This window comes from Hydrogenophaga sp. (assembly GCF_025699295.1).
GTDB lineage: Bacteria > Pseudomonadota > Gammaproteobacteria > Burkholderiales > Burkholderiaceae_C > Hydrogenophaga.
The window spans coordinates 75,786-98,930 of sequence record NZ_JAILWB010000007.1; the positions used below are offsets into that span (position 1 = coordinate 75,786).

Here is a 23,145-nt window from a genome sequence, read left to right on the forward strand (position 1 = left end):
GGGCATGGCACAGCGCACGCTCATTCGCGGTGCCACCATCGTCACCATGGACGCGCAGGGCGACCTGCCGCGTGGTGACCTGCTGGTGGCGGGCGACACCATCGAGGCCATCGCGCCGCAGCTGTCGGCGGATGGTGCGCAGGTGGTCGATGCCACCGGCTGCATCCTCATCCCGGGCCTGATCAACGCGCACATGCACACCTGGCAGACGGCGCTGCGCGGCGTGGCCGCGAACTGGACGCTGCTGCAGTACTTCAAGAACATGCACGCCGGCCTGGCCACGGTGTTCACACCGGACGACCTGCACATCGCCACCCTGGTGGGTGCGCTCAACCAGATCAACTGCGGCACCACCACGCTGGCGGACTGGTGCCACAACAACCCCACGCCCGCCCACAACGACGCGGCCGTGGCCGCGCTGCTGCAATCCGGCATCCGCGCGGCCTTCTTCCACGGCACGCCCAAGCCCGACCCCAGGCCCGGCGAGACACCGTTCTGGGAACAGCCGCACCCGCGCGCCGAGGTCGAGCGCCTGCTCAAGGCCCATGCGGGCCAACCGCTGCTGAGCATCCACGCCGCCGTGCTCGGGCCGCACTACAGCACGCTTGAGGTGGCGATGCACGACTTCCGCATGGCGCAGGATCTGGGGTTGATCGCCTCCATGCACCAGGGTGGCGGCCCCGCGCGCACGCCCGACGGCTGGGAACGGCTGGAGGCCGCCGGCCTGCTCGGGCCGCACATCAACATCGTGCACGGCCACGCGCTCAGCGACGCGCAGCTGCAGCGCTTCTGCGAACTCGGCATGAGCTTTTCCGCGGCGGCCGAGAGCGAGATGTCGCAAGGCCATGGCCATCCGCTCACCGGGCGCCTGCGCGCGCTGGGCCGCGCGCCCTCGCTGGGCGTCGACCTGGAGAGCGTGATGAGCGGCGACATGCTCAGCCAGGCGCGCATCGCCCTGGGCATCCAGCGCAGCCTGGACAACGTGGCCCACCGCGAGGCGCACGGCAGCATCCCGCCCACGTCCACCATCACCACGCGCGAGGCGCTGGCCTGGGTCACGATCGAGGGCGCGCGCATGCTCAAGCAGCAGGAGCGCATCGGCAGCCTGGCACCGGGCAAGCAGGCCGACCTCGTGCTGGTCCGCGCCGACGAACTCAACATGCAGCCGGTGCACGACCCGGTCAGCGCCGTGGTGTTGCAGGCCTCGCTGGCCAACATCGAGAGCGTGATGGTCGCTGGCCAGTGGCGCAAACGCGGGGGGCGCGTGCTCGATGCCGACATCCCTGCGCTGCTGGAGCGCCTGCGGCAGTCGGGCCGCAAGATCACGCAGGCCATGGGCCTTTGAACACGCAGGAACCAACCCGCATGAGCGAAACCATCCATTTCATCGGCGTCGGCAAGATGGGCCTGCCCATGGCCACGCACCTGCATGCCGCGGGACACACCGTGACCGTGAGCGACCCGGATGCGGCTCGCCTGCAACTGGCGGCCGCGCGGGGCCTCAAGCCCGCCAGCCCGGACGCGCTGGCGTCTGCCGGCGTGGTGATGTCGTCCCTGCCGCACGACGGCGCACTGCGCAGCGTCGGCGCCGCCGTGGCGGCCACGCTGCCGCGCGGCGCGGTGTACGTGGACACCAGCACCGTGTCGCAGGCCGCATCGGCCGAGGTGGCGCAGGCCTGCGAGGCGGCGGGCGTGCACTACCTGCGCGCCACCGTCTCGGGCAACAACCACATGGCCGAGGCGGCGCAACTCACGGTGATGGCCTCCGGCCCCATGGCCGTGCACGAGCGCCTGCTGCCACTGCTGCGCTGCTGGGGGCCGAACCACTTCTACCTGGGCAGCGGCGAGCAGGCGCGGCTGATGAAGCTGGTGGTGAACCTGCTGATCGCGCAGACCAGCGCCATGCTGGCCGAAGGCCTCACGCTCGGGCAGAAGGGCGGCCTGGCCTGGGAAGACATGTGGGCCGTGCTCGGCGCCAGCGCCGTGGCCTCGCCCATCCTCAAGGCCAAGGCGGTACAACTCTCAAAACGCGACTTCTCGCCCACCTTCACCGTGACCCAGATGAACAAGGATCTCGACCTCATCCTCGGCGAAGCCGCCGCCTGTGAAGCCCCCGTGCCGCAGACCGCGATGACGCGCCAGCTCATGGCTGCCGCACAGGCCCAGGGCGACGCAGGAGACGACTACGCCGCCATCATCAAGGCCGTGGAACGCAGCGCGGGGCTGGTGCCATGAGATCGTTCGTCTACCAGGGCCTGCCCTCGCGCGTGGTGTTCGGCGCCGGTGCGCTGGCGCAGCTGCCACAGGCCATCGAGGCCATGGGCGCGCACCGCGCGCTGGTGCTGTGCACACCCGAGCAGCGCGCCTCGGCCGAACGCGTGGCGGCCTTGCTGGGCGATCGCGCCGCCGGCATCTTCGACCGCGCGGTGATGCACGTGCCGATCGAGACCGCGCGCGAAGCGCGCGAAGAAGCACGCCGCCTGGGAGCCGACTGCGCCGTGGCCATTGGCGGCGGCTCCACCACGGGCCTGGGCAAGGCCATCGCGCTCGACTCGGGCCTGCCCATCCTGGCCATCCCCACCACCTACGCCGGTTCGGAAATGACGCCCATCTACGGCATCACCGAAGCCGGCCTGAAGAAAACCGGCAAGGACCTGCGCGTGCTGCCGCGCAGCGTGATCTACGACCCCGAACTCACCCTGACCTTGCCCGTGGGCCTGAGCGTGACCAGCGGCATCAACGCCATTGCCCACGCGGCCGAGGGGCTGTACTCGGTCGAGGGCAACCCGGTGGTGGACCTGATGGCCGAGGAGGGCATCGCCGCCATCGGTCGCGCACTGCCGCGCATCGTCGCCGACCCCCAGGATGTGGACGCACGGGGCGACGCGCTCTATGGCGCCTGGCTCTGCGGCATCGTGCTCGGCTCGGTCGGCATGGCCCTGCACCACAAGCTCTGCCACACCCTGGGCGGCAGCTTCAACCTGCCGCACGCCGAAACGCACACCATCGTGCTGCCGCACGCGCTGGCCTACAACGCGGCTGCCGCGCCGCAGGCCATGGAGCGCATTGCGCGCGCCCTGGGTGGTGCAAGCGCGGCGCAGGCGGTGTACGACCTGGCGAAGAACAACGGTGCGCCTGTGGCGTTGCGCGACATCGGCATGAAGGCCGAGGACCTCGACAAGGCGTGTGACATCGCCATGAGCAACCAGTACCCGAATCCGAGGCCGCTGGAGCGGGGGGCCATTCGGACGTTGTTGCAGGAGGCGTTTGAGGGAAAGAGGCCGGAGTAATGTTGCGTACTGCGGACTCCTTATTCCGAACGAACACCGAATCCAACGTCAAGAAAGATCTTTCCAATTGAAGAGTAACGGTAGTCTGCAGAGCCGTTGATCAAGCCGGATTGCTCCAAGCTCACGGTCAACAAACCGCACAAGCTGAACTCGTGCTGCAAGTCCTCGGAGACCTCAAGAGGAGTTCCTTGACGGGTGTAGTACCACCGCAACTGCGGCAGAAGCGCAATGTTGAATCTTTCCAGTGAGCGCCATAGACGACTGAAAGTGGGGTAGTCGAACTGGTCCGCCATGTAAGCCGTGAAAAATCGTGCCAGTACAACTGGCTTTTCCACAGAATCGATGCGGTCAAGCGCCAGTAGCAAGTTCTCGCCAAGATCGTGTTGTTCAGGTGAGCCGTCAGGATATTTCTGCAACAGCATGGATCGCTCTTTCGGGGTCACATCCTTTAGCTCAGAGAGGAATCGATGCAGCTTTCGAACAAAAAGCTCCTCCCTGACATGTCGCACCGCTCGAAGAGCCTTGGCGCCTATTCCGTAAACCGGTATCTCTCGCAAAAATTCTTCCTGAGCGACTTTGTCGGTAGCAACTTCTGCGACCTCAAGGAGAAGGTCTGCGAGGTCGGGACCTGCCAGGGCTCGAAAAAACGACCGGCCGTTTGATAGATGCTTCGAACTCATTGAAGGACCTGTGAATCCTGGCCTTGGAAAGGCGACACTAGTTCACCACCACATCCAACCCTCGCTGCTGCACCAAGTGCAGCAATTTCAACGCCGTCCCCGTGGGCTTCTTCTGCCCGATCTCCCACTTCTGAACGGTAGACAGACTGGTGTTCAGCAGCTTGGCAAACACCGCCTGACTGACGTGAGCGGCCTCGCGGATGTGTTTGATCTCCGCTGGCTCCAGGGGCTCAACGGGTGGCACGCACAGCTGGTCGAACTCGCGCAGCGTGATCTGGTCCATCACGCCCGCTTTGTACAAGCCCCTGGCCGTTTCATGGACGGCCGCGAGGAGGGGAGACTTTGTTTTCTTCGTCATGGCAGTTCACCTCGATCAATTCGCCTTCGTGTTGCGCCACGCTGATTGCCTGCGGAACCCGCTGCTCTTGCCCTGTCCGGGTCGTGCGATCCGCTTTTTGAACAATCCGCTGCCCAGATCGGCATCGAACAGTCCTTTGGTCATCTCGTTCACGGCATCGCACAAACTGGATGTCGCCAAATCTTGTTTGCGCGCCCAACGGTCAAACCACCGAGTCTTGTAAATCGGCATATCCCTCACTCCCCTGCGTTTTTGCATTTATAGCACTTAGTGCTATGAATTGACAAGGGACAGATGTAGAGACCAGTGCTTGGGGCCTGAGTACTTGGGATGCTGGTCGGCTGTTGGGCTGCCGCCTGGCCTATTGCGCTGGAGCGGTCGTGCGCGAGAGTCGGGAGAGCGCCGCGCGCACAAGCACGCGCGAGTACAGCTTGTGAAACCCGAGCAGCGCCCGGAACGGCCATCCCATCGTCGCCTGGCCGGTGCGCCGGTCCCGCACAGGCACCACCGCCGAGCCGAAGTACAGGCGGGTGCCCGGCGATCCGTTGACATCGACCGGTGCACTCATCAGCCAGGAGCGCGTGCGACTCTGGAAGTCACAGAGCAGCAATTGATGGGCCGTGCGGCCCTCCACCGTCCAGGCCGAGAAGGCGTCCAGCTGGCCGCTGGCGAGCAAGCGCGCTTGATGATCGGTGGCCGGCTTCGACACGAACCAGGCCAGCAACTGCCGCTCCACTTTGAACACCGTCGAGGTGTAGAAGGCCTCGACGTACGCAGCCTGCGAGACCACCCGACCCACGTCCACGGCATAGCAGTCGGTGTAGGCGCCGCCCTCGCGGTATCTGGCGAGCAGGGCATTGGCCGGAAATTCGCTGGTGCGTATGGAAGGCATCGTGGTCCTGGCGTGGTGATCAGCCCGGAGCCTGTCGGGTCAGGGTCTTGCGCATGAGCGCATTGGGAATGGTGACGCCCTGTCGCACGGGGAAGCGTTGCTCCACGATCTGGAAGCCGAAGCGGGTGAAGAAGGGTTGTGCGGTCTTGCTGACGTCCGAAGTGAGCTCTGTGACCCCGAGGCGGTCGGCCTCCTCGTGGATGCGGTCCATCAGCATGCGGCCCACCCCCTGGCGCGGGAAGTCGGCGGACACGAAGAAATGGACGATGTAGCCGGAGGGCTGCACATCGGCATAGCCCACGATCACGCCGTCGACCTCGGCCACGAACGGGCGGAGGGTGCGCATCTTGATCGTCCAGGCATCGTGGTCAGGCTCGGGTGGTGCCCAGGCGTTCAATTGCTCGGGCGTGTAGTCGCGCGAGGCAACGCGGTGGACGGCGCCGTGGTGCACCCGGTAGAGGGCGGCTTCTTCGCCCATGCGGAAGGGGCGGACAGTGGCATTCATGTGGGCACGGCCTCAATACACCACAAACCGCCCCGTCCACTTCCGCTCGTAGTCCATCTTCTTGAAGTGCGCGGCCATGAAGTCGATGAAGGTGCGCACCTTGGCGCTGAGGTGCTTGCGGCTGGGGTAGGCCAGGTTGATCGTCAGGTGGGGCAGGTCCCAGTCGTCGAGCATGGGCACCAGGCGACCGGCCACGACGTCGTCGTAGACGATGTAGCTGGGCTGGATGAGGATGCCCATGCCGTCGAGCGCGGCAGCGCGCAGGATCTGGCCGTCGTTGCTCTCCAGCAGGCCTTTCACGATGACCGTGCGCTGTTCGTCGCCGCGCGCGAAGCGCAACTCGTTGGGGTTGTTGGCGTGGATGTAGATCAGCAGCTTGTGCCGCTGCAGGTCGTCCAGCTCCTTGGGCACGCCATGGCGTGCGAGGTAGCCCGGTGAGGCCACGAGGATGCGCCGCGTCTCCGCCAGGCGGCGGATGGTGATGTTGCTGTCGGGCTCGTACTCGCGGTTGCGGATCGCCACGTCGATGTTGTTGTCGATGATGTCCAGGTAGCGGTTGGCCGCTTCCACGTGCACCGTCACGTTGGGGTAGCGCTCGGTGTATTCGCGCAGCAGTGGCGCGATGTGGTGCATGGAGAACGAGAGCGAGGCCGTCACGCGCAGCACGCCGGTGGGGTTGAGCGCGGCGGCGTTGACGTCGGACTCGGCGTCGCGCAGGTCGCTCAGGATGTTGCGCGCGCGCTGGAAGAATTCCTGCCCGGTGTCGGTGAGGTAGAGCCGGCGCGTGTTGCGCTCCACCAGGCGCACGCCCAGGCGCTCCTCCAGGGCCGCGAGATGGCGGCTGGCGCTGGCGTTGGAGAGGTTGAGCAGCTCCGCCGCACGGCTCAGGCTGCCGGTCTCGGCCACCTGCACGAACAGTTCGATCTCGGTCCAGCGGTCCATGGTCTCCACTTTGTTGCGCCTGACGGAAAAGTCATTTTTGTCTCAGGCATTGGTCCCTGCGCGCCCAGGCTCTACATTGTGCCGGCACTGCACATCGCGTGCAGGCGATCAGGAGACACGCGTTGAGAAACCTCGACCAGTACAACATCACCCAGGCGGTTCTGGCGCGCATGGCGCAGACGCCGGACCCACGCCTCAAGCAGATCATGACCAGCCTCGTGCAGCACCTGCACGCTTTCGCGCGCGAGGTGAAACTGACCGAGGCCGAGTGGATGCAGGGCATCGAATTCCTCACGGCTACCGGCCACATGTGCGACGGCCAGCGCCAGGAGTTCATCCTGCTGTCGGACACGCTGGGCCTGTCCATGCTCACCGTGGCGCTGAACAACGACAAGCCCGCTGGCTGCACCGAATCCACCGTGTTCGGACCTTTCCATGTGGAAGGTGCGCCGCACTACGCGCATGGCGAGGACGTGGCCAACGGCGCGCCGGGCGTGCCCTGCGTGGTGCGTGGCAGTGTGCGCGGCCTCGGCGGCGAGGCGATTGCCGACGCCGAGATCGATGTGTGGCAGGCCGACGCCGGCGGCAACTACGACGTGCAGCGCGAGGGCCTGGACCACGCGCAGGGGCGCGGCGTGCTCCACAGCGGCCCCGACGGGCGTTTCCACTTCCGCAGCGTGGTGGCCGAGTCGTACCCGATTCCGGACGATGGCCCGGTGGGCGACATGCTCAAGGCCACCGGCCGCCACCCATGGCGGCCCGCGCACCTGCATTTCATGATCAAGGCGCCGGGGTACCAGACCCTGGTGACCCATGTGTTCCGCAACGGCGACCGCTACCTGGATTCCGACGCGGTGTTCGGCGTGCGCCAGTCGCTGGTGGCCGACTGGCTGGAGCAGCCCGACGGCAGCTTCACCCTCGATTTCGATTTTGTGCTCAACCCGGTGCAGAAAACCACGGCCTGAGAGGCCTACGACTACAGGAGACAAGACCATGATGAAGATGCAGAAACGAGCTTTCGTGACGACCGCGCTGGTGGCGGCCCTGAGCGCGGCGGGCCTGGGCAGCGCGCAGGCGCAGCAGACCTTCAAGCTGACGATCGCGTCCAGCCACCCGACCACGCTGCCCTGGGTGGGTCTGATGAGCACGCTGTTCGTGCCCGAGGTGAACAAGCGCGTGGCCGCGCTGGGCAAGGGCTACAAGATCGAGTGGAAAGAGGCCTACGGTGGCCAGCTCTACAAGATGAACGCCACGCTCACCAGCGTGGGCTCGGGCATTGCCGATGTGGGCTGGGTGTTCGCCAACCTCGAGGCGGCCAAGATGCCGCTGACGCAGTACGCGACGGTGGTTCCGTTCGCATCGGGAGATGTGCGCACCGTGCTGCAGGTGGCCAACGAGATGAACGAGAAGGTGCCCGCGCTCAAGGCCGAGTGGGACCGCAACAACGTGGTGTTCCTGGGCGCCAGCGGCGTGGATACCTACCACCTGTTCACCAAGACCCCGATCGCCACCTACGCCGACCTCAACGGCAAGAAGATATCGGCCCCGGGCGCGGTGGGCGTGTGGCTGCGCGGCTCGGGCGCGGTACCGGTGGACGGCTCGCTCACCAGCTATTACACCGACATCCAGACCGGCGTCAGCGAGGGCACGATATCGATCTCCACCGGCATCCTGCCCAACAAGATCTACGAGGTGGCGCCCTACGTCACCACGGTGGATATCGGCGCGCTCTACAACGGCGGCATGGCCATGAACAAGGACAGCTTCGGCGCGCTGCCACCGGAGGTGCAGAAGATCGTGAAGGACGTGGGACTGGAGTACTCGCGCGTGCTGGGCGAAACCCTGATGCAGCGCTACGAGGCCGCGCTCAAGGCCATTGGCGAGCAGGGGGCGAAGCAGGCGGTGCCGGTGAAGATCGCGCCCATGGCCGGCGGCGAGCGCGAGAAGTGGGCCAGGACCATGCCCAACATCACGGCCGACTGGGTCAAGACCAATGCCTCGCGCGGACCGGCGGGCGACATCGTGAAGACCTACATGGAGGAGCTGCGCAAGCGCGGCGCAAAACCCCTGCGCGACTGGGACAAGGAATTGTGATCTCGGCATGAGCTTTGAAGCCAACACCAACCTCGACGAGGGGCCGCCGCCCTCGGCGGCGCGGTCCAGCCCGCTGGGCCATCTGATTGATGGGCTCAACGGGCTGGGCTCCCTGGTGATCGCGGCCACCATGGTGCTGATGTGCGCCGACGTGTTCATGCGCAACCTGTTCAACCAGCCGATCGAGGGCGTGTCCGAGATGGTGGCCACGTCCATCATCATCATCGTCTTCCTGCAGCTGCCCGCCACGTTGCGCCATGGCCGCATGTCGCGCGCCGACCTGTTCCTGGACCCATACCTGCTGCGCAACCCGCGTGGCGGGCGGCGCCTGCGCGCGGTGTTCTCGCTGTTCGGCGTGTTCGCCTGCGGCGTCATCGCCTACGCCACCTGGCCGCTGCTGCTGCGTTCGTGGACCAACAACGAGTTCCTGGGCATCGAGGGCCTGTTCACCTTCCCCACCTGGCCGATGCGGCTGGTGGTGGTGGTGGGCGCGTCGCTGGCGACGTTGCAGTACCTTCTGCTGGCCTGGCAGGACATGATCGACAGCCGCAGGAGCACGGCATGAGCGACCTCGGCATCGGTTTCATGGCCATCGGCGTCATGCTCGTGGCCATCGTGCTGGGCATGCACATCGGCGTGGCGCTCATCGTCACCTCGTTCGTCAGCGTGCTGTTCATCCGCTCGCCCGAGATCGCCGCGCGCTTCGTGGGCGCCTCCGCCAACGACGCGATCCGCGACTACCTCTTCGGCGTGGTGCCGCTGTTCGTGCTCATGGGCATGTTCGTGAGCGTCTCCGGGGTCGGGCGAGACACCTTCGATGTGTTCCAGTGGTTGCTGCGGCGGCTCAAGGGTGGCCTGGGCCTGGCCACGGTGGGGGCCAATGCGGTGTTCGCCGCGATCACCGGCATCTCCATTGCCTCGGCCTCGGTGTTCACCAAGGTGGCGGTGCCCGAGATGATGCGCCACGGCTACACGCCACGCTTCTCGGTGGGCGTGGTCGCGGGCTCCTCGGTGCTGGGCATGCTGATCCCGCCGTCGCTGCTGATGATCATCTACGGCGTGATCGCCGAGGAATCGATCGGCCGCATGTTCCTCGCCGGCATCCTGCCGGGCCTGTGCCTGGCCCTCGGCTTTGCCGCGCTCATCCTCGGGTTTGCCTACTTCTGGCCGACCAAGATCTTCACCGGCGGTGTGCAGCGCGCCCCGGACGGGGAGGAACAGCAGGAGACGGCGGCGACGGCGGCTGTGAAGTTCCTGCCCATCCTCACGCTGGTGGTGCTGGTGCTCGGTGGCCTTTACGGCGGCATCTTCACGCCCACCGAGGCCGGCGCCGTGGGCGCGGCGGGCGCGTTCGCCATCGCGCTGCTGCGCCGGCGCCTGACCTGGCGCAAGCTGTGGAACGTGCTGGTGGAGACGGGCTACGTCTCGGTCTCGGTGCTGTTCCTGATCGCGGCCGCGTCGCTCTACAGCCGCATGCTCGCGCTCACCGGCATGCCCGCGGCCATCACCACCGGCATCACCGAGATGGGGCTGGGCCCCTGGGCATTCCTGCTGGCCTACCTGGTCATCGTGATCGCACTGGGCTGCATCATCGATTCGGTCTCGATCATGCTCATCATGCTGCCCATCGTGCTGCCGGTGGCGCGCGAGTTCGGCATGGACCTGATCTGGTTCGGCGTGCTTACGGTGGTCGCGGTGGAGATCGGCCTGCTCACGCCACCGTTCGGGGTCTCGGTCTACACCGTGAAGTCGGCGCTGAACGATCCGCGCATCACCATCCGCGACATCTTCGCCGGCACGCTGCCCTTCGTGCTGGTGATGATCTCCGCGCTGTTCCTGTTTGCCATGTTCCCGGGCCTGTCCATCTGGCTGGCCCGCATGTGACCTTTGCGAGACATCGATGATCTACATCTTCCACCTGCTCGACAAACCCGCCGCGGGCGAGCTGCGCCAGACCGTGCGGCCGCAGCACAAGGCCTACCTGGCACAGCAGGCCGAGCGCATGGCCTTTGCCGGCCCGTTGCTGGCCGACGACGGCGTGACCATGGTGGGCAGCCTGCTGGCCATCGACTTCCCCGACCGCGAGGCCGCGCAGCACTGGCTGGCGCAGGAGCCGTTCTTCATGGCCGGCCTGTATGCGAGCACCACGGTGCACGCCTTCGCCAACCTGTGGCCGCAGAAGGCCGGGTTTCCGCCAGCATGATCAAGCACATCGTCATGTGGAACCTCCTGGGCGACAACGCCGAGGAGAAGCAGCGCAACGCGCTGCGCCTCAAGTCCGCATTCGAGGGCCTGGGTGCGCGCATCCCCGGCCTGCTGCGGCTGGAGATCGGCCTGGACGTGAGCCGGGTCGACTACGCCTGCGACGTGGTGCTGTATTCCGAGTTCGAGTCGCGCCAGGCGCTCGACGCCTACGCCGACCACCCCGAACACCTGCGCGTGCGCCGCGAACTCGAAGGCCTGCGCATCACACGCCACCAGGTCGACTTCGAGAGCGATTGAAGAACCCCCCATTTCAACCACAAGAGGAGCAGAGAAGTGCAGGAAGACGATGCGATGAAGGACGAGCTGTTGATCCGCCAGATGGTGGAGCGCTGGGCCGTGTGGCGCGACGCCGGCGACTGGGAGCGTTTCGCCACCGTGTGGCATCCGCAGGGCGTGATGATGGCCACCTGGTTCCAGGGGCCCTTCGCCGATTTCATCCGTGTGACGCAGGAGGGCTGGGCCAAGGGCGTGAGCATCCTGCATTTCCTGGGCGGTTCTGCGGTGGAGGTCGCGGGCGACCGCGCCATCGCGCAGACCAAGATGACGATTTCGCAGCGCGGCATGGTGGACGGCGTGGACGGCCCCGTGCTGTGCGACGTGGTCTGCACCGGCCGGTTCTACGACTTCGTGGTGCGCCATGAAGGCCGGTGGAAGCTGCTGCACCGCCAGCCGATCTACGAGAAGGACCGCATCGACCCGGTGGATTCGACCGCCGTGCTCGCGCTCGACCAGAAAGCCCTGGCCGCCATGCCCGAGGGCTACCGCCACCTGGCCTACATCCAGACCCGCATCGGCTACACGGTGAAGATGGACATGCCCATGCTCAAGGGGCCGGTGGTGGACGAGCTGTACCGGCGCGGCGCGCGCTGGCTCGCCGGTGGCGCGCTCGAGCGCGAAGTGAACCCGGCCTGATTCCGCGCGGCGGGCCGACGATGCCCGACTGCCTTCTTTTTTCCAACGACAACGACGAGGAGACACGACATGAACCACACCGAAACCAGGCAGCACCTGTTGTCCCGCCGCCAGCTGCTGGGGATCGCACCCTGCGCCGCCTTCGCCGCCACCCTGGCGCCCATGGCCTGGGCGCAGGCGGATTTCCCGAACCGGCCGATCCGTGTGATCGTGCCGCAGCCGCCCGGTGGTGGTTTTGATTTCGTGGGGCGCCAGCTCGCCGAGCGGCTGGCCAAGGGCATCGGCCAGGCCGTGGTGGTGGAGAACCGCACTGGTTCGGGCACCCTGGTGGGCACAGACGCGGCGGCCAAGGCCGCGCCCGACGGCTACACGCTGCTGACGGGATCGGTATCCAACATGGTGCTGAACATGGGCCTGTACAAGCAGCTGTCGTACGACAGCCTGAAGGACTTCGAGCCCGTGGGCCTGGCGGTGAGCTACAGCTACACCCTGGTGGCGCGCAACGGCATGCCGTTCAACAACCTGGCCGAGCTGGTGGCCTACGCCAAGGCCAACCCGGGCAAGCTGACCTACGCCTCCGCCGGCAACGGTTCAGGCCAGCATGTGCTGGCAGCGGCCCTGTGGAACCAGGCCGGCGTGGACGTGGTGCACGTGCCGTACCGTGGCGCGCAGGCCGCCTACGCCGACCTGCTGGGCGACCGCGTGGACCTGTTCTTCGACCTCACGCCCACCACGCGCGGCCATGTGGAGTCGGGCAAGCTCAAGGCGATCGCGGTCTCTGGCGCCGAGCGCAATGCCCTGCAGCCGAACGTGCCGACCATCAACGAGTCCGGTGTGGTCCAGCTTGATCTGGAGTCCTGGTTCGGCTATTTCGCGCCCAGCAAGACGCCGGCCGACGCACTGGAGCGCCTGCGCACGGAACTGGCGAAGGTGATTGCCACGCCCGAGCTGCAGGAGACCTTCCGCAAGGCCGGTGGCACGCCCATGAAGGTGAGCGTGAGCCAGGCCCGCACCATGCTGCAGCGCGACGTCACGCGCTGGACCGGCCTGATCCGCGCGGCCAACATCAGCCTGGATTGAGCGCCCACCGTTTTCCTTTCCTTCTCTCTCTCTCTCTCTCTCTCTTCCACATCACCATGACCATCGACGCGAAAGCCCTTGACCAGATCTTCCTCAAGGCGCGCACCGCCAACGGCTTCATCGACAAACCCGTGCCCGACGAGCTGCTGCGGCAGGTCTACGACATTGCCCGCATGGGACCAACCTCGATGAACACGCAGCCCACGCGCTATGTGTTCCTGAAGACGGCCGGGTCGCGAGCGCGCCTGCTGCCCGCGCTCACGCCGGGCAACCTGGACAAGACGCGCGCCGCGCCGGTGACGGTGATCGTGGCCACCGACACGCGCTTCTATGAGTTCATGCCCAAGGTGTGGCACCGCGAGGGCGCGAAGGAAAACTTCGAGGGCAACCCGGCGCTGGCCGAGGCCACGGCCACGCGCAACGGCACGCTGGGCGGCGCCTACTTCATCATCGCCGCGCGCGCGCTCGGGCTGGACTGCGGGCCCATGAGCGGCGTGGACCTGGCCAAGGTGAACGCGGAGTTTTTTCCCGACGGGCGCTGGCGCGCCAATTTCCTCATCAACCTGGGCTACGGCGACGACGCCAAGCTGTTCGATCGCAATGCGCGGCTGGGGTTTGACGAGGCGTGCCAGGTGCTCTGAGCGTTGTTGCGCGCTGCCGCCTCGCGACGAGGGGCAGGGCTCTGCCGCCGAGGGCTTCAGGTGCGTGGCCCGGTGCAATGCACCGGGTACCCTGCGGTGCTCGCTGCCCGGGGCGATCGCGCAAACTCGCTTCGCTCAGACATGCGCGATCGACCGCGCGTGCCGCGCGGCAACCCCGGTCAACTGCGCTCCTCGGCCACGCACAGGCGCCCCCGGCGGCAGAGCCCGGCCCCTCTGGACGACCTTGTTGGCGCGCCAAAGCCTCCCTCGTCAGGGATGGGCACAGGGTCTTGGCGGCGCATGTGCGGCGCCGAGGAGCGCAGGGGACTCAGGTAGCCGCGCGCAGCGCGGTCAAGTTCGCATGTTTGAGCGAAGCGAGTTTGCGAACTTGCCTGAGGCCGAGAGCACCGCAGGGCAGTCCTCGCGCAGCGAGGGCCGCTGCATTCAAGCCGTCAAGGCCCTGTGCCCATCCCTGACATGCCAACCCGCCATGGCAGAAGGCCATCACCCCGCATGCCCCGACGCAGCCCGCCGGATCACGGACGCCATGTGTTTGACCGTTGGCGAGCGGTTGCCACCCTTTTTCCACAGCAGGCCGGGCGTGCGGATCGGCGTCGGGTCTTCCAGCGGCACCATGCGCAGACCGGCCGACGGCGAGACGGCGGTCTCCGCGATGATGCCGGCCAGGTCGGTCTGGCGGATGAGTTCGAGCATGGGTGCGATCGAGTTGAGCTGCGCGATCACCAGCGGCTGCGCGCCCGCGGCCTCGAAGCAGTCGTCCAGCAGCTTGCGGGTGGAGAACTGCGGTGGCAGCAGCACCATGCGGCAGCGGTTGAGTTCGATCATGCGCACGCGCCGCCGCTTCGCGAAAGGGTGCTTGTCGGCCACCACCAGGCGCAGTTCCTCGTTGTAGAGCGGCTCGAACCACAGCTCGGGTCGGTCCTGCGGCCGGTACGACACACCCAGATCCAGGTGGCCGCTGGCGATGCGCCGGGCGATCAGCTCGGCCGAGAGCTCCTCGACCGTCACGCGCATGCCGGGGTGGTAGGCCAGGAAGGACGACACGCACAGCGGCACCAACCGCGTGTTGAAGCTGTGCGTGGTGCCGATGCGCAGCTCGCCCGAGATGGCCTCCGGTTCGCGGCTGAGCGCCTGCAGGCCCCGGTCGATCTGCTGCAGCGCCGGCACCAGGTGGCTGCGCAGCATCTCGCCCGCCTCGGTCAGCGCTACACGCTTGTGGCCGCGGTCGAACAGCACCAGGCCCAGTTCCTCCTCCAGCTGCCGGATCTGGTGCGACAGGGTGGATTGCGTCACGTGCAGGCGTTCGGCCGCGCGCGTGAAGTTGAGCGTGTCGGCCACGGCGTCGAAATAGCGGACGTGTCTGAGTTCCATGGCATATCCCATTTGCATCATCGATGACATCGATGATAGCGGTCGAAAAACATCACTTCCATCGCCACCACCAATTCCCTAGACTGCCCCCACAACAAGGAGACAAGCCATGGCTCAACTCGAAGCCGACGACATCACACAGGCGGTCCTGGACCGCATGACCGACTGCCAGGACCCCCGCTTCAAGCAGGTGATGACGGCACTGGTGCGCCACGCCCACGCCTTCGTGCGCGAGGTCGAACTCAGCGAGAGCGAATGGATGGAGGCCATCGGTTTCCTCACCGCCACCGGCAAGACCTGCGACGACAAGCGCCAGGAGTTCATCCTGCTGTCGGACACGCTGGGCATCTCCATGCTGGTGGTGGCCCTCAACCAGCTCAAGGCGGCGCGCGCGTTCGAGGCGCGTGGCGCCAGCGCGGTCAAGCCGACCGAAGCGACCGTCCAGGGCCCCTTCTACTGGGAGGGCGCGCCCGAGATGGCGCTGGGCAGCGACATCGGAGAAGAAATGCCGGGCGAGCCGGCCTACTACCACGGCGTGGTGACCGACACCGAAGGCCGGCCCATCGCCAACTGCTGCCTGGACGTGTGGTCCGGTGACGGCGACGGCGTCTACGACATGCAGATGGGCGACGACGCGGGCATGCGGCTGCGCGCGCGCTTCCACAGCGACGATCAGGGCCGCTACCGCTTCTGGTCGATCAAGCCCTCGTTCTACCCGGTGCCCGACGACGGCCCGGTGGGGGCCATGTTGCGCCGCATGGGGCGGCATCCGAACCGCCCCGGCCACATCCATATGAAGGTGTACGCGCCCGGCCACCAGACCGTAACCACCCACCTGTTCGTGGCCGACAGCCCCTACCTCGATTCGGACGCCGTCTTCGGCGTGCGCAACAGCCTGATCGTGCCGTTCGCGCGGCACGCGCCCGGCACCGCGCCAGACGGCCGCCAGATGAGCGTGCCGTACCACAGCGCCACCTACGACTTCCGCCTCGTGCCGCAGGCCTGAGGTGCATGCACACCCCCCAACGGAGAACCCCTTGAAGATTGGCAAGGCCACCGTGCCCCATTCGGCGATCTGCGCCCACAACCCCGATGCCATCGTGGTGCGTGGCCAGGACCTGTGCCAGGACCTGATCGGCCAGGTGAATTTCGCCGACTACTTCTACCTGCTGCTCACCGGCCAACGGCCCGACGCGCCAGCCAGCGCCGTGCTCAACGCCACCCTGGTGGCGATCGCCGAGCACGGCCTGGTGCCCAGCGTGCAGGCCGCGCGCATGACACTGGCCGCCGCGCCCGACGCGCTGCAGGGCGCGGTGGCAGCCGGCATCCTGGGCTGTGGCTCGGTGATCCTGGGCGCGTCCGAAACCGCCGGGCGCCTGTTCGACGAGATCCACCGCGCAGCCCCTGCGCACGGCGACGACCTGCGGGCGACCGCGCGCGCCGTGGTGGGCGAGTGGCGTGCGCGCAAGCAGGCCGTGCCCGGTTACGGCCACCCCGTGCACAAGGACCGCGACCCGCGCGTGGCCGCGTTGTTCCGGGTGTCAAAGCAGGCCGGAGGCGGGCAACGTTTCGTGCAGATCGCCGAAGCGGTCGAGGCCGTGCTGCCCGAGGTGCTGGGCAAGGCGCTCAAGCTCAACGTGTCGGCCGCCATCCCCGCGGTGCTGCTGGGCGTGGGCTTCCCGCTCAATGCGCTCAAGGGCGTGCCCATGCTGGCGCGCTGCGCCGGGCTGATCGCCCACATGAGCGAGGAGCTGGAGCAGCCCATCGGCTTCGCGCTGTCGTACCAGGCCACGCGCGAGCAGCGCTACACCGGCAGCGTGCCGGCCGGCTTCGTACCCGACCAGAAGCTGTGAGGCACACGGCATGACCCAGGTACTCAAAGGTCTGCGTGTCGTCGAGCACGGCACCTTCATCACCGGCCCGGCCGCTTCCATGGTGCTGGCCGACATGGGCGCCGAGGTGGTCAAGGTGGAACTGCCCGGCACCGGCGACCCGTTCCGAGCCTTCAAGGGCGGCCTGTACAGCCCGCACTACCAGACCTACAACCGCAACAAGCACAGCGTCGCGCTGGACACACGCAAGGACGCGGACCGCGAGACCTTCGACAAGCTCGTGGCCGGCGCGGACGTGTACATCCAGAACTTCCGGCCCGGCTTTGCCGCGCAGATCCACGCGGGCGAGGAGCGCCTGCGCGCGCTCAACCCGCGCCTGATCTACTGCGCCATCAGCGGTTTCGGGCAGGACGGCCCGGCCGCCGCGCGCCCGAGCTACGACACCGTGGCCCAGGCCGCCAGCGGCTACCTGCGCCTGCTGGTGAACCCGGCCAACCCGCGCGTCGTCGGACCGGCGATCGCCGACGCCATGACCGGCTACTACGCCGCCTTCGGCATCCTGGGCGCGCTGCACGAGCGCCACGCCACCGGGCACGGGCGCCTGGTGGAGGTGTCGATGTTCGAGGCCATGGCGCATTTCAACCTGGACGCCTTCACCCACCTGTTCTCGGAGGGCGAAGTCATGGGCCCCTACAGCCGGCCCAGCGTATCGCAGAGCTACGTGCTCGAATGCGCCTGCGGCGACTGGATCGCGCTGCACATGTCCTCGCCCGAGAAGTTCTGGCAGGGCCTGGCGGTGGCGATGGACAAGCCCGACATCTTCGATGACGAGCGCTTTTGCGACCGCTTCGCGCGCATCGCCAACCAGGACGCGCTCATCGTCGTCCTGCGCGACATCTTCAAGCGCCGCCCGCGCGCCGAATGGTGCGAACGCCTGCTGGCGCAGGACGTGCCGCACGCGCCCATGTACCGCACCGATGAGGTGCCCGACGACCCGCAGGCCCGGCACTTGCAGCTGTTCGTGGACACGCAGCACCCGACGATGGGCGCCTCGCGCACGGTGCGCTCGCCCATCAGCTTCGACGGCGAGCGTTGCCTGCACGTGAACCCGCCACCCACCCTGGGCGAGCACAACGCCCTGTTCGCCAATGGCTGGCCGGCGGCCGGCACCGGTGACACCAACACCCCACCCAAGAAGGAGACTGCATGACCGAGCGATTCCAACGACCCTCCCGCCGAGACGCCTTGCTGGCGCTGGGCGCGGCCGCCAGCGGCCTGGCGCTGCCCGCCTGGGCCCAGGCCTTTCCGGACAAGCCGGTGCGCATGGTCGTGCCTTTCGGGCCGGGCACCACCACCGACATCATCTCGCGCGTGGTGGGCGACGCCATGGCGCGCGAGCTCGGTCAGCCCATGGTGATGGAGAACCGCGCCGGCGCGGGCGGCACCGTCGGCAGCAGCCAGGTGGCGCGTGGCGCGGCCGATGGTTACCAGATCCTGATGGGCACAGTGGGCACCCACGCCATCAACGCGACGCTGTTCCGCAGCCTGAGCTACGACCCGTTGAAGGACTTCGCACCGGTGGCGCTCGTGGGCTACACGCCGACCATGCTGGTCGTCTCGGCGCAGGGTCCGATGAAGACACTGGCCGACCTCAAGGCGCGCGCCGCGCAAGGGCAGGGCGTGAGCTTTGCGTCCGCCGGCAACGGCACCTCGGGCCACCTCGCGGGCGAACTGCTCAAGGCGCGCCTGGGCGGCCAGATGCTGCACGTGCCCTACAAGGAGGGCGGCATGGCGATGAACGACGTCATGGGCGGTCGCGCCGATTTCATGTTCTACCACCCGGCCGCGGTGCTGCCGCACATCCAGGCCGGGCGACTGCGCGCGCTGGGTGTCTCCAGCGCGCAGCGCAGCGCGGCCGCGCGCGACCTGCCGTCGATCGCCGAGCAGACGGGGAGCGACTTCGACCTCGTGGCCTGGTTCATGTTGTACGCCCCGGCGGCCACGCCCGAGCCCGCGCTGGCGCGGCTGCGCCAGGCAGCTGCGACCACGCTGGCCAGCGCCGAGGTGGCCGGCAAGCTGGCCACGCAGGGGGTGGAACAGCGTCCGCTCTCGCCCGCGGCCATGGCCGAGTTCGGCCGCGCCGAGGTGGCCAAGTGGGCCGCGCTGGTGCGCCAGTCGGGCGCGCAGGTGGATTGATCCGTTTTCCGTCGGCCTGGCGGTGGCCCACACCGCCCATGAAACACAACAGGAGACAAGCGTGAAAACTTCGATGAGCCGTTCCCGGTTCGTGCGCGCGGGGGCTGCGGCCGCCGTGGCGCTGGCACTGCCCGCTGGCGCCCTGGCGCAGCAGGTGATCAACCTCACGGTGGCGTCCAGCCACCCGACCACCATTCCCTGGGTGGGTTTCATTCCCCAGGTCTTCATGCCCGAGGTCGACAAGCGCCTGGCCGCGGGTGGCAAGTACAAGATCCAGTGGAAGGAAGCCTTCGGCGGCCAGCTCTACAAGGCCAACGCCACGCTCACCAGCGTGGAGCAGGGCATCACCGACATCGGCTGGGTGTTCAGCTACCTGGAGCCCGCGCGCATGCCGATCAGCCAGCTCAGCGTGCACACGCCCTTCGTCACCAGCGACACGCGCATCGTGCTCGGCGCCATGAACGAGCTGATCGAGAAGAACCCGGTGTTCCGCGCCGAGTGGGACAAGTACAACCTGGTGTTCCTGGGCGCGACCGGTTCGGACACCTACGACATCTTCACCAAGTTCCCGGTGAAGTCGGTGGACGACCTCAAGGGCCGCAAGATCTCTGCGCCCGGCATCCTGGGCCAGTGGCTGCGCGGCGTGGGTGCCACACCGGTGGACGGCGCGCTCACCACCTTCTACACCGACATCCAGACCGGCGTGTCCGAAGGCGTGGTCTCGCTGGCCACCGGCGTGCTGCCGACCAAGATCTACGAGGTGGCGCCCTACATCACCAAGGTCAACATGGGCGTGGTGTTCTCGGGCGGCCTGGCGATCAACAAGGACACCTGGGCCAGGCTGCCCCCCGAGGTGCAGACCGCGATGCGCGAAGCCGGTGCCGAGTACTCGCGCCGCCACGGCGAGGACCTGGTGACGCGCCACCAGGCCGCGATCGACCGCATGGTGGAAGTGGGGAAGACGCAGAACCCGCCGGTGACCGTGACCCCGCTGTCCGAGGCCGACCGCCGCAAGTGGATCGACCAGCTGCCGCCGCTGTCGCAGGAATGGGTGAAGAACAACGAAGGCCGCGGCGTGCAGGCCAAGGCCCTGCTGTCGCAGTACATCACCGCTGTGAAGGCGCGCGGCGCGAAGCCCGAGCGCGACTGGGAACGCTGAGCAGAAGACCTTGATCTTGGCCTGCCGCGTCGCTCAACGCATCACCGTGGGCAGCCAGGTCGCGATCAAGGGGAACGCCACCAGCAGCCCCAGGCGCAGGAAGTCGGCCAGCAGGAAGGGCAGCACGCCGACGTACATGCGCCGCAGCGGGACGTTGCGGACCAGGCCGTGCATCACCATCACGTTCAGGCCGATCGGCGGGCAGAACAGGCCGATCATGATGACGGTGACGTTGACGATGCCCCACCACAGCGGGTCGTAGCCCCAGGAGACGATCAGCGGCAGCACGAAGGGCAGGGTGATCAGCATGGTGGCGACCTCGTCGAAGAAGGCGCCGAGCACGACGTAGACCACCAGGATCATGGCGATCACGCCCCAGGGCGGCAGGCTGGTGGCGTTGACCGCGTTCATGAACAGATCGGCCACGCCGCTGACGGTGACGAAGTAGTTGAACGCCGAAGCGCCGATCACCATCACGTAGATCATGCCGGTGACGCTGGCTGTGTCGCCGATGAGCTTGAAGGCCTCGGCCCGGTTCCAGCCACGGCGCAGCAGGTAGGCCGAGAAGGACAACACGGCACCCACCGAAGCCGCCTCCAGCGCGGTGAAGATGCCGGCGTAGATGCCGCCGATGACGATACCCGCGAGCGCGATGACGAACAGCGACTGGCGCACCGCCTGCAGCCGCTCGGGCCCGCTCAGGCGCGGGCCGGCAGGCATGGCGTCGCGGCGGATGAGGCCGTAGATGAGTACGGCCGCGCCGTAGAACGCCACGGCCATGAGCGCGGGCAGCAGCGCGGCGATGTAGAGGTCGATGACAAAGGTTTCGGCCAGCACCGAGTACACCACCAGGATGATGGACGGTGGCACCAGGATGCCCAGGGTGCCGCCCACGGCGATGGTGCCGGCCGCGAAATGAGGCGGGTAACCACGCGCGATCATCTCGGGGTAGGCCACCCGGTGCATGGTGCCTACGGTGGCCAGTGATGAACCGCACAGCGCGCCGAAACCTGCGCAGCCGCCCAGCGTGGCCAGCGCCAAGCCACCGCGCCGGTGGCCCACGAAGGCGTCGGACAGGCGATACAGGTCGGTGGACAGCCCCGCTGCGCTGGCGAAGTTTCCCATGAGGAGAAAGATGGGAATGAGCGCGAGGTCGGCGCTGGCGAAGGAGGACGACACCTCGCCACCGAACATGGACAGTGCGGGTTGCAGACCCACAAGGGCGGCGAAGCCGGCACCGCCCGAGATCATCATGGCGATGCCGATGGGCACCTGCATGAGGATGAGTGTGAACAGACCCGCGAAGCCGAGCAGGATGATGGTGGTGGAGGACATGGGCGCGGTCTCTGCTCAGAGCATGTTGGGCGTGTCGGTGGGCGATGCGGGCGCTGCTTGCGCCGGCGCGATCCATCCGAGCGCGACGCGCCCGAAGCGCAGCAGGTTGAGCGCTTCGAGCAAGGCGTTGAAACTCATGGTCAATGCCACAAAGGTCCAGAAGGGCGCCACGCGCACGTTCCGCAGTTGCGACAAGGTCTGGCCTGTGGCTTCCATCTCCGCCGCATGAACCCAGAGCTGCCAGGCCAGCACCACCCATACCGCCAGCTTCAGCAGGGAGGCGATTCCTTCGACCATCGCATAGGGACGTGGCGCCAGGCGCTCCTCGAAGGGCTTGATGGTGATGTGCCGCAGCTGCGCCGTGGCTGCGGGTACGCAGCACGCGGCGGCCAGGATGTAGATCAGCCCCGAGATGTCACTGAGGCGGTCGATGGGTGTGGCAAACAGCGCGCGGCCGAGCACGTCGAGCACGGTCGCGATGGCGTTGAGAAACAGCAGGCACAGGCCGCCCGCCGCCAGCAGGTAGGCGGCGCGGCGCAGCGCAGCGTCGATGGCGTTCATGGGTCTCCTCGTGGGGTGGTTCTTGTGTTCAGAGATCGAGCACGAGCTCTGGCGAACGCGCGCGTGAGCAGCAGATCATCATGGTGTCGCCGCGCTCGCGCTCTGCTTCGGAGAGCACCAGATCGCGGTGGTCTGGTAAGCCATCGAGCACGCGTGTCTCGCAAGCGCCGCACACACCCTGCAGACAGGAGCATGGCACGTCGATGCCGGCACTCTGCAGGGCATCCAGGATGGTCTGCTCCGGCGCCACCGCGATGCAGCGGCCGTCCCGCGCCAGGCGCACCTGGAACACGGTGCCGCTGGTGTCAGGCGGTGGCAGATCGGCGCCGAAGCGCTCCAGGTGCACGCGCGCGGGGTCCAGGTTGCGCGTGGCGTCTTCGTAGGCCGCGAGCATGGGCGATGGCCCGCAGCAATACAGGTGGGCATCGCCCGGCAGGCCCTGCACCAGCGCGGTCCAGCCGTTCCACACGCCGCCGTCGCGCGCGTCCACGTGCAGGTCGATGCGATCGGCGTGCTGCGCCAGCCAGTCGCCAAACGGCAGGTGATCGAGGTCGCGCACGCACCAGCGCAGCCGCCATGCTCGACCCAGCGCGCTCAGGCGCTCTGCCATGGCGATCATCGGTGTGATGCCGATGCCGCCGGCCACGAGCTGCGTGAACGGCGCGGTCTCCACCAGCGGGAAGTGGTTGCGCGGCGCGCTGGCCACGAGCACGTCGCCAGGCCGCAGTTCCCGGTGCACGTGCGCCGAGCCGCCGCGCGAGCGCACGTCCAGCGCAACGCCCACGCGGTAGCTGGCGGGTTCGGGGCCTGGGCAGCCGTCCAGCAGCGAATAGCTGCGCGTGAGGCCGGGCGCGAGTGTGAGGTCGATGTGCGCGCCAGGTTCGTAGGAGGGCAGCACTGCGCCGTCTTTGGCGCGCAGACGCAGACTGAGAATGCCCTCGGCCTGCCATTCGAGCGCGGTCACGCGCAGCACGAGTGAAGGCAGGGTCATGCCCGATTCCCCTGAAAGCG

27 protein-coding genes are annotated in these 23,145 nt (G+C 67.4%); 17 read left to right on the top strand and 10 right to left on the bottom strand.

Features of this window, described 5'->3' with window-relative positions; genetic code table 11:
- Positions 1 to 4: 4 nt before the first annotated feature.
- From K5880_RS08860 to K5880_RS08870, 3 genes are read left to right on the top strand one after another with little or no spacing between them, the layout of a single operon-like run.
- Positions 5 to 1,345: an amidohydrolase family protein gene (locus K5880_RS08860; RefSeq protein ID WP_297650861.1), complete on the top strand. Its 1,341-nt coding sequence runs from the start codon at positions 5 to 7 to the stop codon at positions 1,343 to 1,345.
- Positions 1,346 to 1,365: 20 nt separating this feature from the next.
- A complete protein-coding gene (locus tag K5880_RS08865; RefSeq protein WP_297650863.1) occupies positions 1,366 to 2,235 on the top strand; it encodes an NAD(P)-dependent oxidoreductase in 870 nt (289 codons plus the stop codon).
- Positions 2,232 to 3,290, top strand: coding sequence for a maleylacetate reductase (locus tag K5880_RS08870; protein ID WP_297650865.1), 1,059 nt, complete (start codon positions 2,232 to 2,234; stop codon positions 3,288 to 3,290). The genes K5880_RS08865 and K5880_RS08870 overlap by 4 nt, the downstream gene beginning before the upstream one ends.
- Before the next feature lie 20 nt (positions 3,291 to 3,310).
- Here the strand turns inward: K5880_RS08870 and K5880_RS08875 are convergent, their stop codons facing one another.
- From K5880_RS08875 to K5880_RS08900, 6 genes are all read right to left on the bottom strand, one after another.
- Complete coding sequence (locus K5880_RS08875; protein ID WP_297650867.1) at positions 3,311 to 3,970, bottom strand: hypothetical protein; 660 nt, start codon at positions 3,968 to 3,970, stop codon at positions 3,311 to 3,313.
- A 37-nt stretch (positions 3,971 to 4,007) separates the two neighbouring features.
- On the bottom strand, positions 4,008 to 4,328 hold the full coding sequence (locus tag K5880_RS08880; RefSeq protein WP_297650869.1) for a DNA-binding transcriptional regulator: 321 nt from the start codon (positions 4,326 to 4,328) through the stop codon (positions 4,008 to 4,010).
- A 15-nt stretch (positions 4,329 to 4,343) separates the two neighbouring features.
- On the bottom strand, positions 4,344 to 4,559 hold the full coding sequence (locus K5880_RS08885) for a type II toxin-antitoxin system RelE/ParE family toxin (RefSeq protein WP_297650871.1): 216 nt from the start codon (positions 4,557 to 4,559) through the stop codon (positions 4,344 to 4,346).
- 130 nt (positions 4,560 to 4,689) lie between these two features.
- Positions 4,690 to 5,220, bottom strand: coding sequence for a hypothetical protein (locus K5880_RS08890; RefSeq protein ID WP_297650872.1), 531 nt, complete (start codon positions 5,218 to 5,220; stop codon positions 4,690 to 4,692).
- Between the two features lie 19 nt (positions 5,221 to 5,239).
- The gene (locus K5880_RS08895; RefSeq protein ID WP_297650873.1) at positions 5,240 to 5,725 is read right to left on the bottom strand and encodes a GNAT family N-acetyltransferase; all 486 of its coding nucleotides are present in this window, start codon (positions 5,723 to 5,725) and stop codon (positions 5,240 to 5,242) included.
- 12 nt (positions 5,726 to 5,737) lie between these two features.
- On the bottom strand, positions 5,738 to 6,667 hold the full coding sequence (locus tag K5880_RS08900) for a LysR family transcriptional regulator (protein ID WP_297650874.1): 930 nt from the start codon (positions 6,665 to 6,667) through the stop codon (positions 5,738 to 5,740).
- Positions 6,668 to 6,789: 122 nt separating this feature from the next.
- Here K5880_RS08900 and K5880_RS08905 point away from each other — a divergent pair, with 122 nt between their 5' ends.
- From K5880_RS08905 to K5880_RS08945, 9 genes are all read left to right on the top strand, one after another.
- Positions 6,790 to 7,632, top strand: a complete 843-nt coding sequence (locus tag K5880_RS08905) for an intradiol ring-cleavage dioxygenase (protein WP_297650875.1) — start codon at positions 6,790 to 6,792, stop codon at positions 7,630 to 7,632.
- A 28-nt stretch (positions 7,633 to 7,660) separates the two neighbouring features.
- Positions 7,661 to 8,761 (top strand): C4-dicarboxylate TRAP transporter substrate-binding protein, encoded by a 1,101-nt coding sequence (locus K5880_RS08910; RefSeq protein WP_297650877.1) that lies wholly within the window; start codon positions 7,661 to 7,663, stop codon positions 8,759 to 8,761.
- A 7-nt stretch (positions 8,762 to 8,768) separates the two neighbouring features.
- Positions 8,769 to 9,326 carry a TRAP transporter small permease gene (locus tag K5880_RS08915; protein ID WP_297650879.1) on the top strand — a complete coding sequence of 186 codons (558 nt, stop codon included), beginning with the start codon at positions 8,769 to 8,771 and terminating at the stop codon, positions 9,324 to 9,326.
- A complete protein-coding gene (locus tag K5880_RS08920; RefSeq protein WP_297650881.1) occupies positions 9,323 to 10,645 on the top strand; it encodes a TRAP transporter large permease in 1,323 nt (440 codons plus the stop codon). The genes K5880_RS08915 and K5880_RS08920 overlap by 4 nt, the downstream gene beginning before the upstream one ends.
- A gap of 16 nt (positions 10,646 to 10,661) precedes the next feature.
- Entirely contained in the window at positions 10,662 to 10,964 is a 303-nt protein-coding gene (locus K5880_RS08925) for a YciI family protein (protein ID WP_297650883.1), read from the top strand.
- Positions 10,961 to 11,263: a Dabb family protein gene (locus K5880_RS08930; protein WP_297650884.1), complete on the top strand. Its 303-nt coding sequence runs from the start codon at positions 10,961 to 10,963 to the stop codon at positions 11,261 to 11,263. Before K5880_RS08925 ends, K5880_RS08930 begins: the two co-directional genes overlap by 4 nt.
- A 36-nt stretch (positions 11,264 to 11,299) precedes the next feature.
- Complete coding sequence (locus K5880_RS08935; protein WP_366882729.1) at positions 11,300 to 11,938, top strand: nuclear transport factor 2 family protein; 639 nt, start codon at positions 11,300 to 11,302, stop codon at positions 11,936 to 11,938.
- A 69-nt stretch (positions 11,939 to 12,007) separates the two neighbouring features.
- The gene (locus K5880_RS08940; RefSeq protein ID WP_297650886.1) at positions 12,008 to 13,018 is read left to right on the top strand and encodes a tripartite tricarboxylate transporter substrate binding protein; all 1,011 of its coding nucleotides are present in this window, start codon (positions 12,008 to 12,010) and stop codon (positions 13,016 to 13,018) included.
- A gap of 56 nt (positions 13,019 to 13,074) precedes the next feature.
- Positions 13,075 to 13,659, top strand: a complete 585-nt coding sequence (locus tag K5880_RS08945) for a malonic semialdehyde reductase (RefSeq protein ID WP_297650888.1) — start codon at positions 13,075 to 13,077, stop codon at positions 13,657 to 13,659.
- Between the two features lie 504 nt (positions 13,660 to 14,163).
- Here K5880_RS08945 and K5880_RS08950 read toward each other — a convergent pair.
- Complete coding sequence (locus K5880_RS08950; RefSeq protein WP_297650890.1) at positions 14,164 to 15,051, bottom strand: LysR substrate-binding domain-containing protein; 888 nt, start codon at positions 15,049 to 15,051, stop codon at positions 14,164 to 14,166.
- Positions 15,052 to 15,160: 109 nt separating this feature from the next.
- On the opposite strand from K5880_RS08950, the gene K5880_RS08955 reads away from it, so the two are divergent.
- The 5 genes from K5880_RS08955 (at position 15,161) to K5880_RS08975 (ending at position 20,238) form a co-directional block, all read left to right on the top strand.
- Positions 15,161 to 16,057 (top strand): dioxygenase, encoded by an 897-nt coding sequence (locus K5880_RS08955; protein WP_297650892.1) that lies wholly within the window; start codon positions 15,161 to 15,163, stop codon positions 16,055 to 16,057.
- Between the two features lie 31 nt (positions 16,058 to 16,088).
- Positions 16,089 to 16,904: a citryl-CoA lyase gene (locus tag K5880_RS08960; protein WP_297650894.1), complete on the top strand. Its 816-nt coding sequence runs from the start codon at positions 16,089 to 16,091 to the stop codon at positions 16,902 to 16,904.
- A 10-nt stretch (positions 16,905 to 16,914) separates the two neighbouring features.
- Complete coding sequence (locus K5880_RS08965) at positions 16,915 to 18,093, top strand: CoA transferase (RefSeq protein ID WP_297650896.1); 1,179 nt, start codon at positions 16,915 to 16,917, stop codon at positions 18,091 to 18,093.
- Complete coding sequence (locus tag K5880_RS08970) at positions 18,090 to 19,079, top strand: tripartite tricarboxylate transporter substrate binding protein (protein WP_297650898.1); 990 nt, start codon at positions 18,090 to 18,092, stop codon at positions 19,077 to 19,079. Before K5880_RS08965 ends, K5880_RS08970 begins: the two co-directional genes overlap by 4 nt.
- Positions 19,080 to 19,140: 61 nt before the next feature.
- Positions 19,141 to 20,238: a C4-dicarboxylate TRAP transporter substrate-binding protein gene (locus tag K5880_RS08975; protein WP_297650900.1), complete on the top strand. Its 1,098-nt coding sequence runs from the start codon at positions 19,141 to 19,143 to the stop codon at positions 20,236 to 20,238.
- 33 nt (positions 20,239 to 20,271) lie between these two features.
- On the opposite strand, the gene K5880_RS08980 is transcribed toward K5880_RS08975, so the two are convergent.
- The 3 genes from K5880_RS08980 to K5880_RS08990 are packed head-to-tail and all read right to left on the bottom strand — an operon-like array spanning position 20,272 to position 23,125.
- Positions 20,272 to 21,573 carry a TRAP transporter large permease gene (locus K5880_RS08980; RefSeq protein ID WP_297650902.1) on the bottom strand — a complete coding sequence of 434 codons (1,302 nt, stop codon included), beginning with the start codon at positions 21,571 to 21,573 and terminating at the stop codon, positions 20,272 to 20,274.
- 15 nt (positions 21,574 to 21,588) lie between these two features.
- Entirely contained in the window at positions 21,589 to 22,134 is a 546-nt protein-coding gene (locus K5880_RS08985) for a TRAP transporter small permease subunit (protein WP_297650904.1), read from the bottom strand.
- A 28-nt stretch (positions 22,135 to 22,162) separates the two neighbouring features.
- Complete coding sequence (locus K5880_RS08990) at positions 22,163 to 23,125, bottom strand: PDR/VanB family oxidoreductase (RefSeq protein ID WP_297650906.1); 963 nt, start codon at positions 23,123 to 23,125, stop codon at positions 22,163 to 22,165.
- Between the last annotated feature and the right edge of the window lie 20 nt (positions 23,126 to 23,145).

Excerpts from the sequence above, each read along its gene's own strand:
- K5880_RS08860 (WP_297650861.1), top strand. The coding sequence starts at position 5 with ATGGCACAGCGCACGCTCATTCGCGGTGCCACCATCGTCACCATGGAC.
- K5880_RS08865 (WP_297650863.1), top strand. The coding sequence starts at position 1,366 with ATGAGCGAAACCATCCATTTCATCGGCGTCGGCAAGATGGGCCTGCCC.
- K5880_RS08870 (WP_297650865.1), top strand. The coding sequence starts at position 2,232 with ATGAGATCGTTCGTCTACCAGGGCCTGCCCTCGCGCGTGGTGTTCGGC.
- K5880_RS08875 (WP_297650867.1), bottom strand. The coding sequence starts at position 3,970 with ATGAGTTCGAAGCATCTATCAAACGGCCGGTCGTTTTTTCGAGCCCTG.
- K5880_RS08880 (WP_297650869.1), bottom strand. The coding sequence starts at position 4,328 with ATGACGAAGAAAACAAAGTCTCCCCTCCTCGCGGCCGTCCATGAAACG.
- K5880_RS08885 (WP_297650871.1), bottom strand. The coding sequence starts at position 4,559 with ATGCCGATTTACAAGACTCGGTGGTTTGACCGTTGGGCGCGCAAACAA.
- K5880_RS08890 (WP_297650872.1), bottom strand. The coding sequence starts at position 5,220 with ATGCCTTCCATACGCACCAGCGAATTTCCGGCCAATGCCCTGCTCGCC.
- K5880_RS08895 (WP_297650873.1), bottom strand. The coding sequence starts at position 5,725 with ATGAATGCCACTGTCCGCCCCTTCCGCATGGGCGAAGAAGCCGCCCTC.
- K5880_RS08900 (WP_297650874.1), bottom strand. The coding sequence starts at position 6,667 with ATGGACCGCTGGACCGAGATCGAACTGTTCGTGCAGGTGGCCGAGACC.
- K5880_RS08910 (WP_297650877.1), top strand. The coding sequence starts at position 7,661 with ATGATGAAGATGCAGAAACGAGCTTTCGTGACGACCGCGCTGGTGGCG.
- K5880_RS08915 (WP_297650879.1), top strand. The coding sequence starts at position 8,769 with ATGAGCTTTGAAGCCAACACCAACCTCGACGAGGGGCCGCCGCCCTCG.
- K5880_RS08920 (WP_297650881.1), top strand. The coding sequence starts at position 9,323 with ATGAGCGACCTCGGCATCGGTTTCATGGCCATCGGCGTCATGCTCGTG.
- K5880_RS08925 (WP_297650883.1), top strand. The coding sequence starts at position 10,662 with ATGATCTACATCTTCCACCTGCTCGACAAACCCGCCGCGGGCGAGCTG.
- K5880_RS08930 (WP_297650884.1), top strand. The coding sequence starts at position 10,961 with ATGATCAAGCACATCGTCATGTGGAACCTCCTGGGCGACAACGCCGAG.
- K5880_RS08940 (WP_297650886.1), top strand. The coding sequence starts at position 12,008 with ATGAACCACACCGAAACCAGGCAGCACCTGTTGTCCCGCCGCCAGCTG.
- K5880_RS08945 (WP_297650888.1), top strand. The coding sequence starts at position 13,075 with ATGACCATCGACGCGAAAGCCCTTGACCAGATCTTCCTCAAGGCGCGC.
- K5880_RS08950 (WP_297650890.1), bottom strand. The coding sequence starts at position 15,051 with ATGGAACTCAGACACGTCCGCTATTTCGACGCCGTGGCCGACACGCTC.
- K5880_RS08955 (WP_297650892.1), top strand. The coding sequence starts at position 15,161 with ATGGCTCAACTCGAAGCCGACGACATCACACAGGCGGTCCTGGACCGC.
- K5880_RS08965 (WP_297650896.1), top strand. The coding sequence starts at position 16,915 with ATGACCCAGGTACTCAAAGGTCTGCGTGTCGTCGAGCACGGCACCTTC.
- K5880_RS08970 (WP_297650898.1), top strand. The coding sequence starts at position 18,090 with ATGACCGAGCGATTCCAACGACCCTCCCGCCGAGACGCCTTGCTGGCG.
- K5880_RS08980 (WP_297650902.1), bottom strand. The coding sequence starts at position 21,573 with ATGTCCTCCACCACCATCATCCTGCTCGGCTTCGCGGGTCTGTTCACA.
- K5880_RS08985 (WP_297650904.1), bottom strand. The coding sequence starts at position 22,134 with ATGAACGCCATCGACGCTGCGCTGCGCCGCGCCGCCTACCTGCTGGCG.
- K5880_RS08990 (WP_297650906.1), bottom strand. The coding sequence starts at position 23,125 with ATGACCCTGCCTTCACTCGTGCTGCGCGTGACCGCGCTCGAATGGCAG.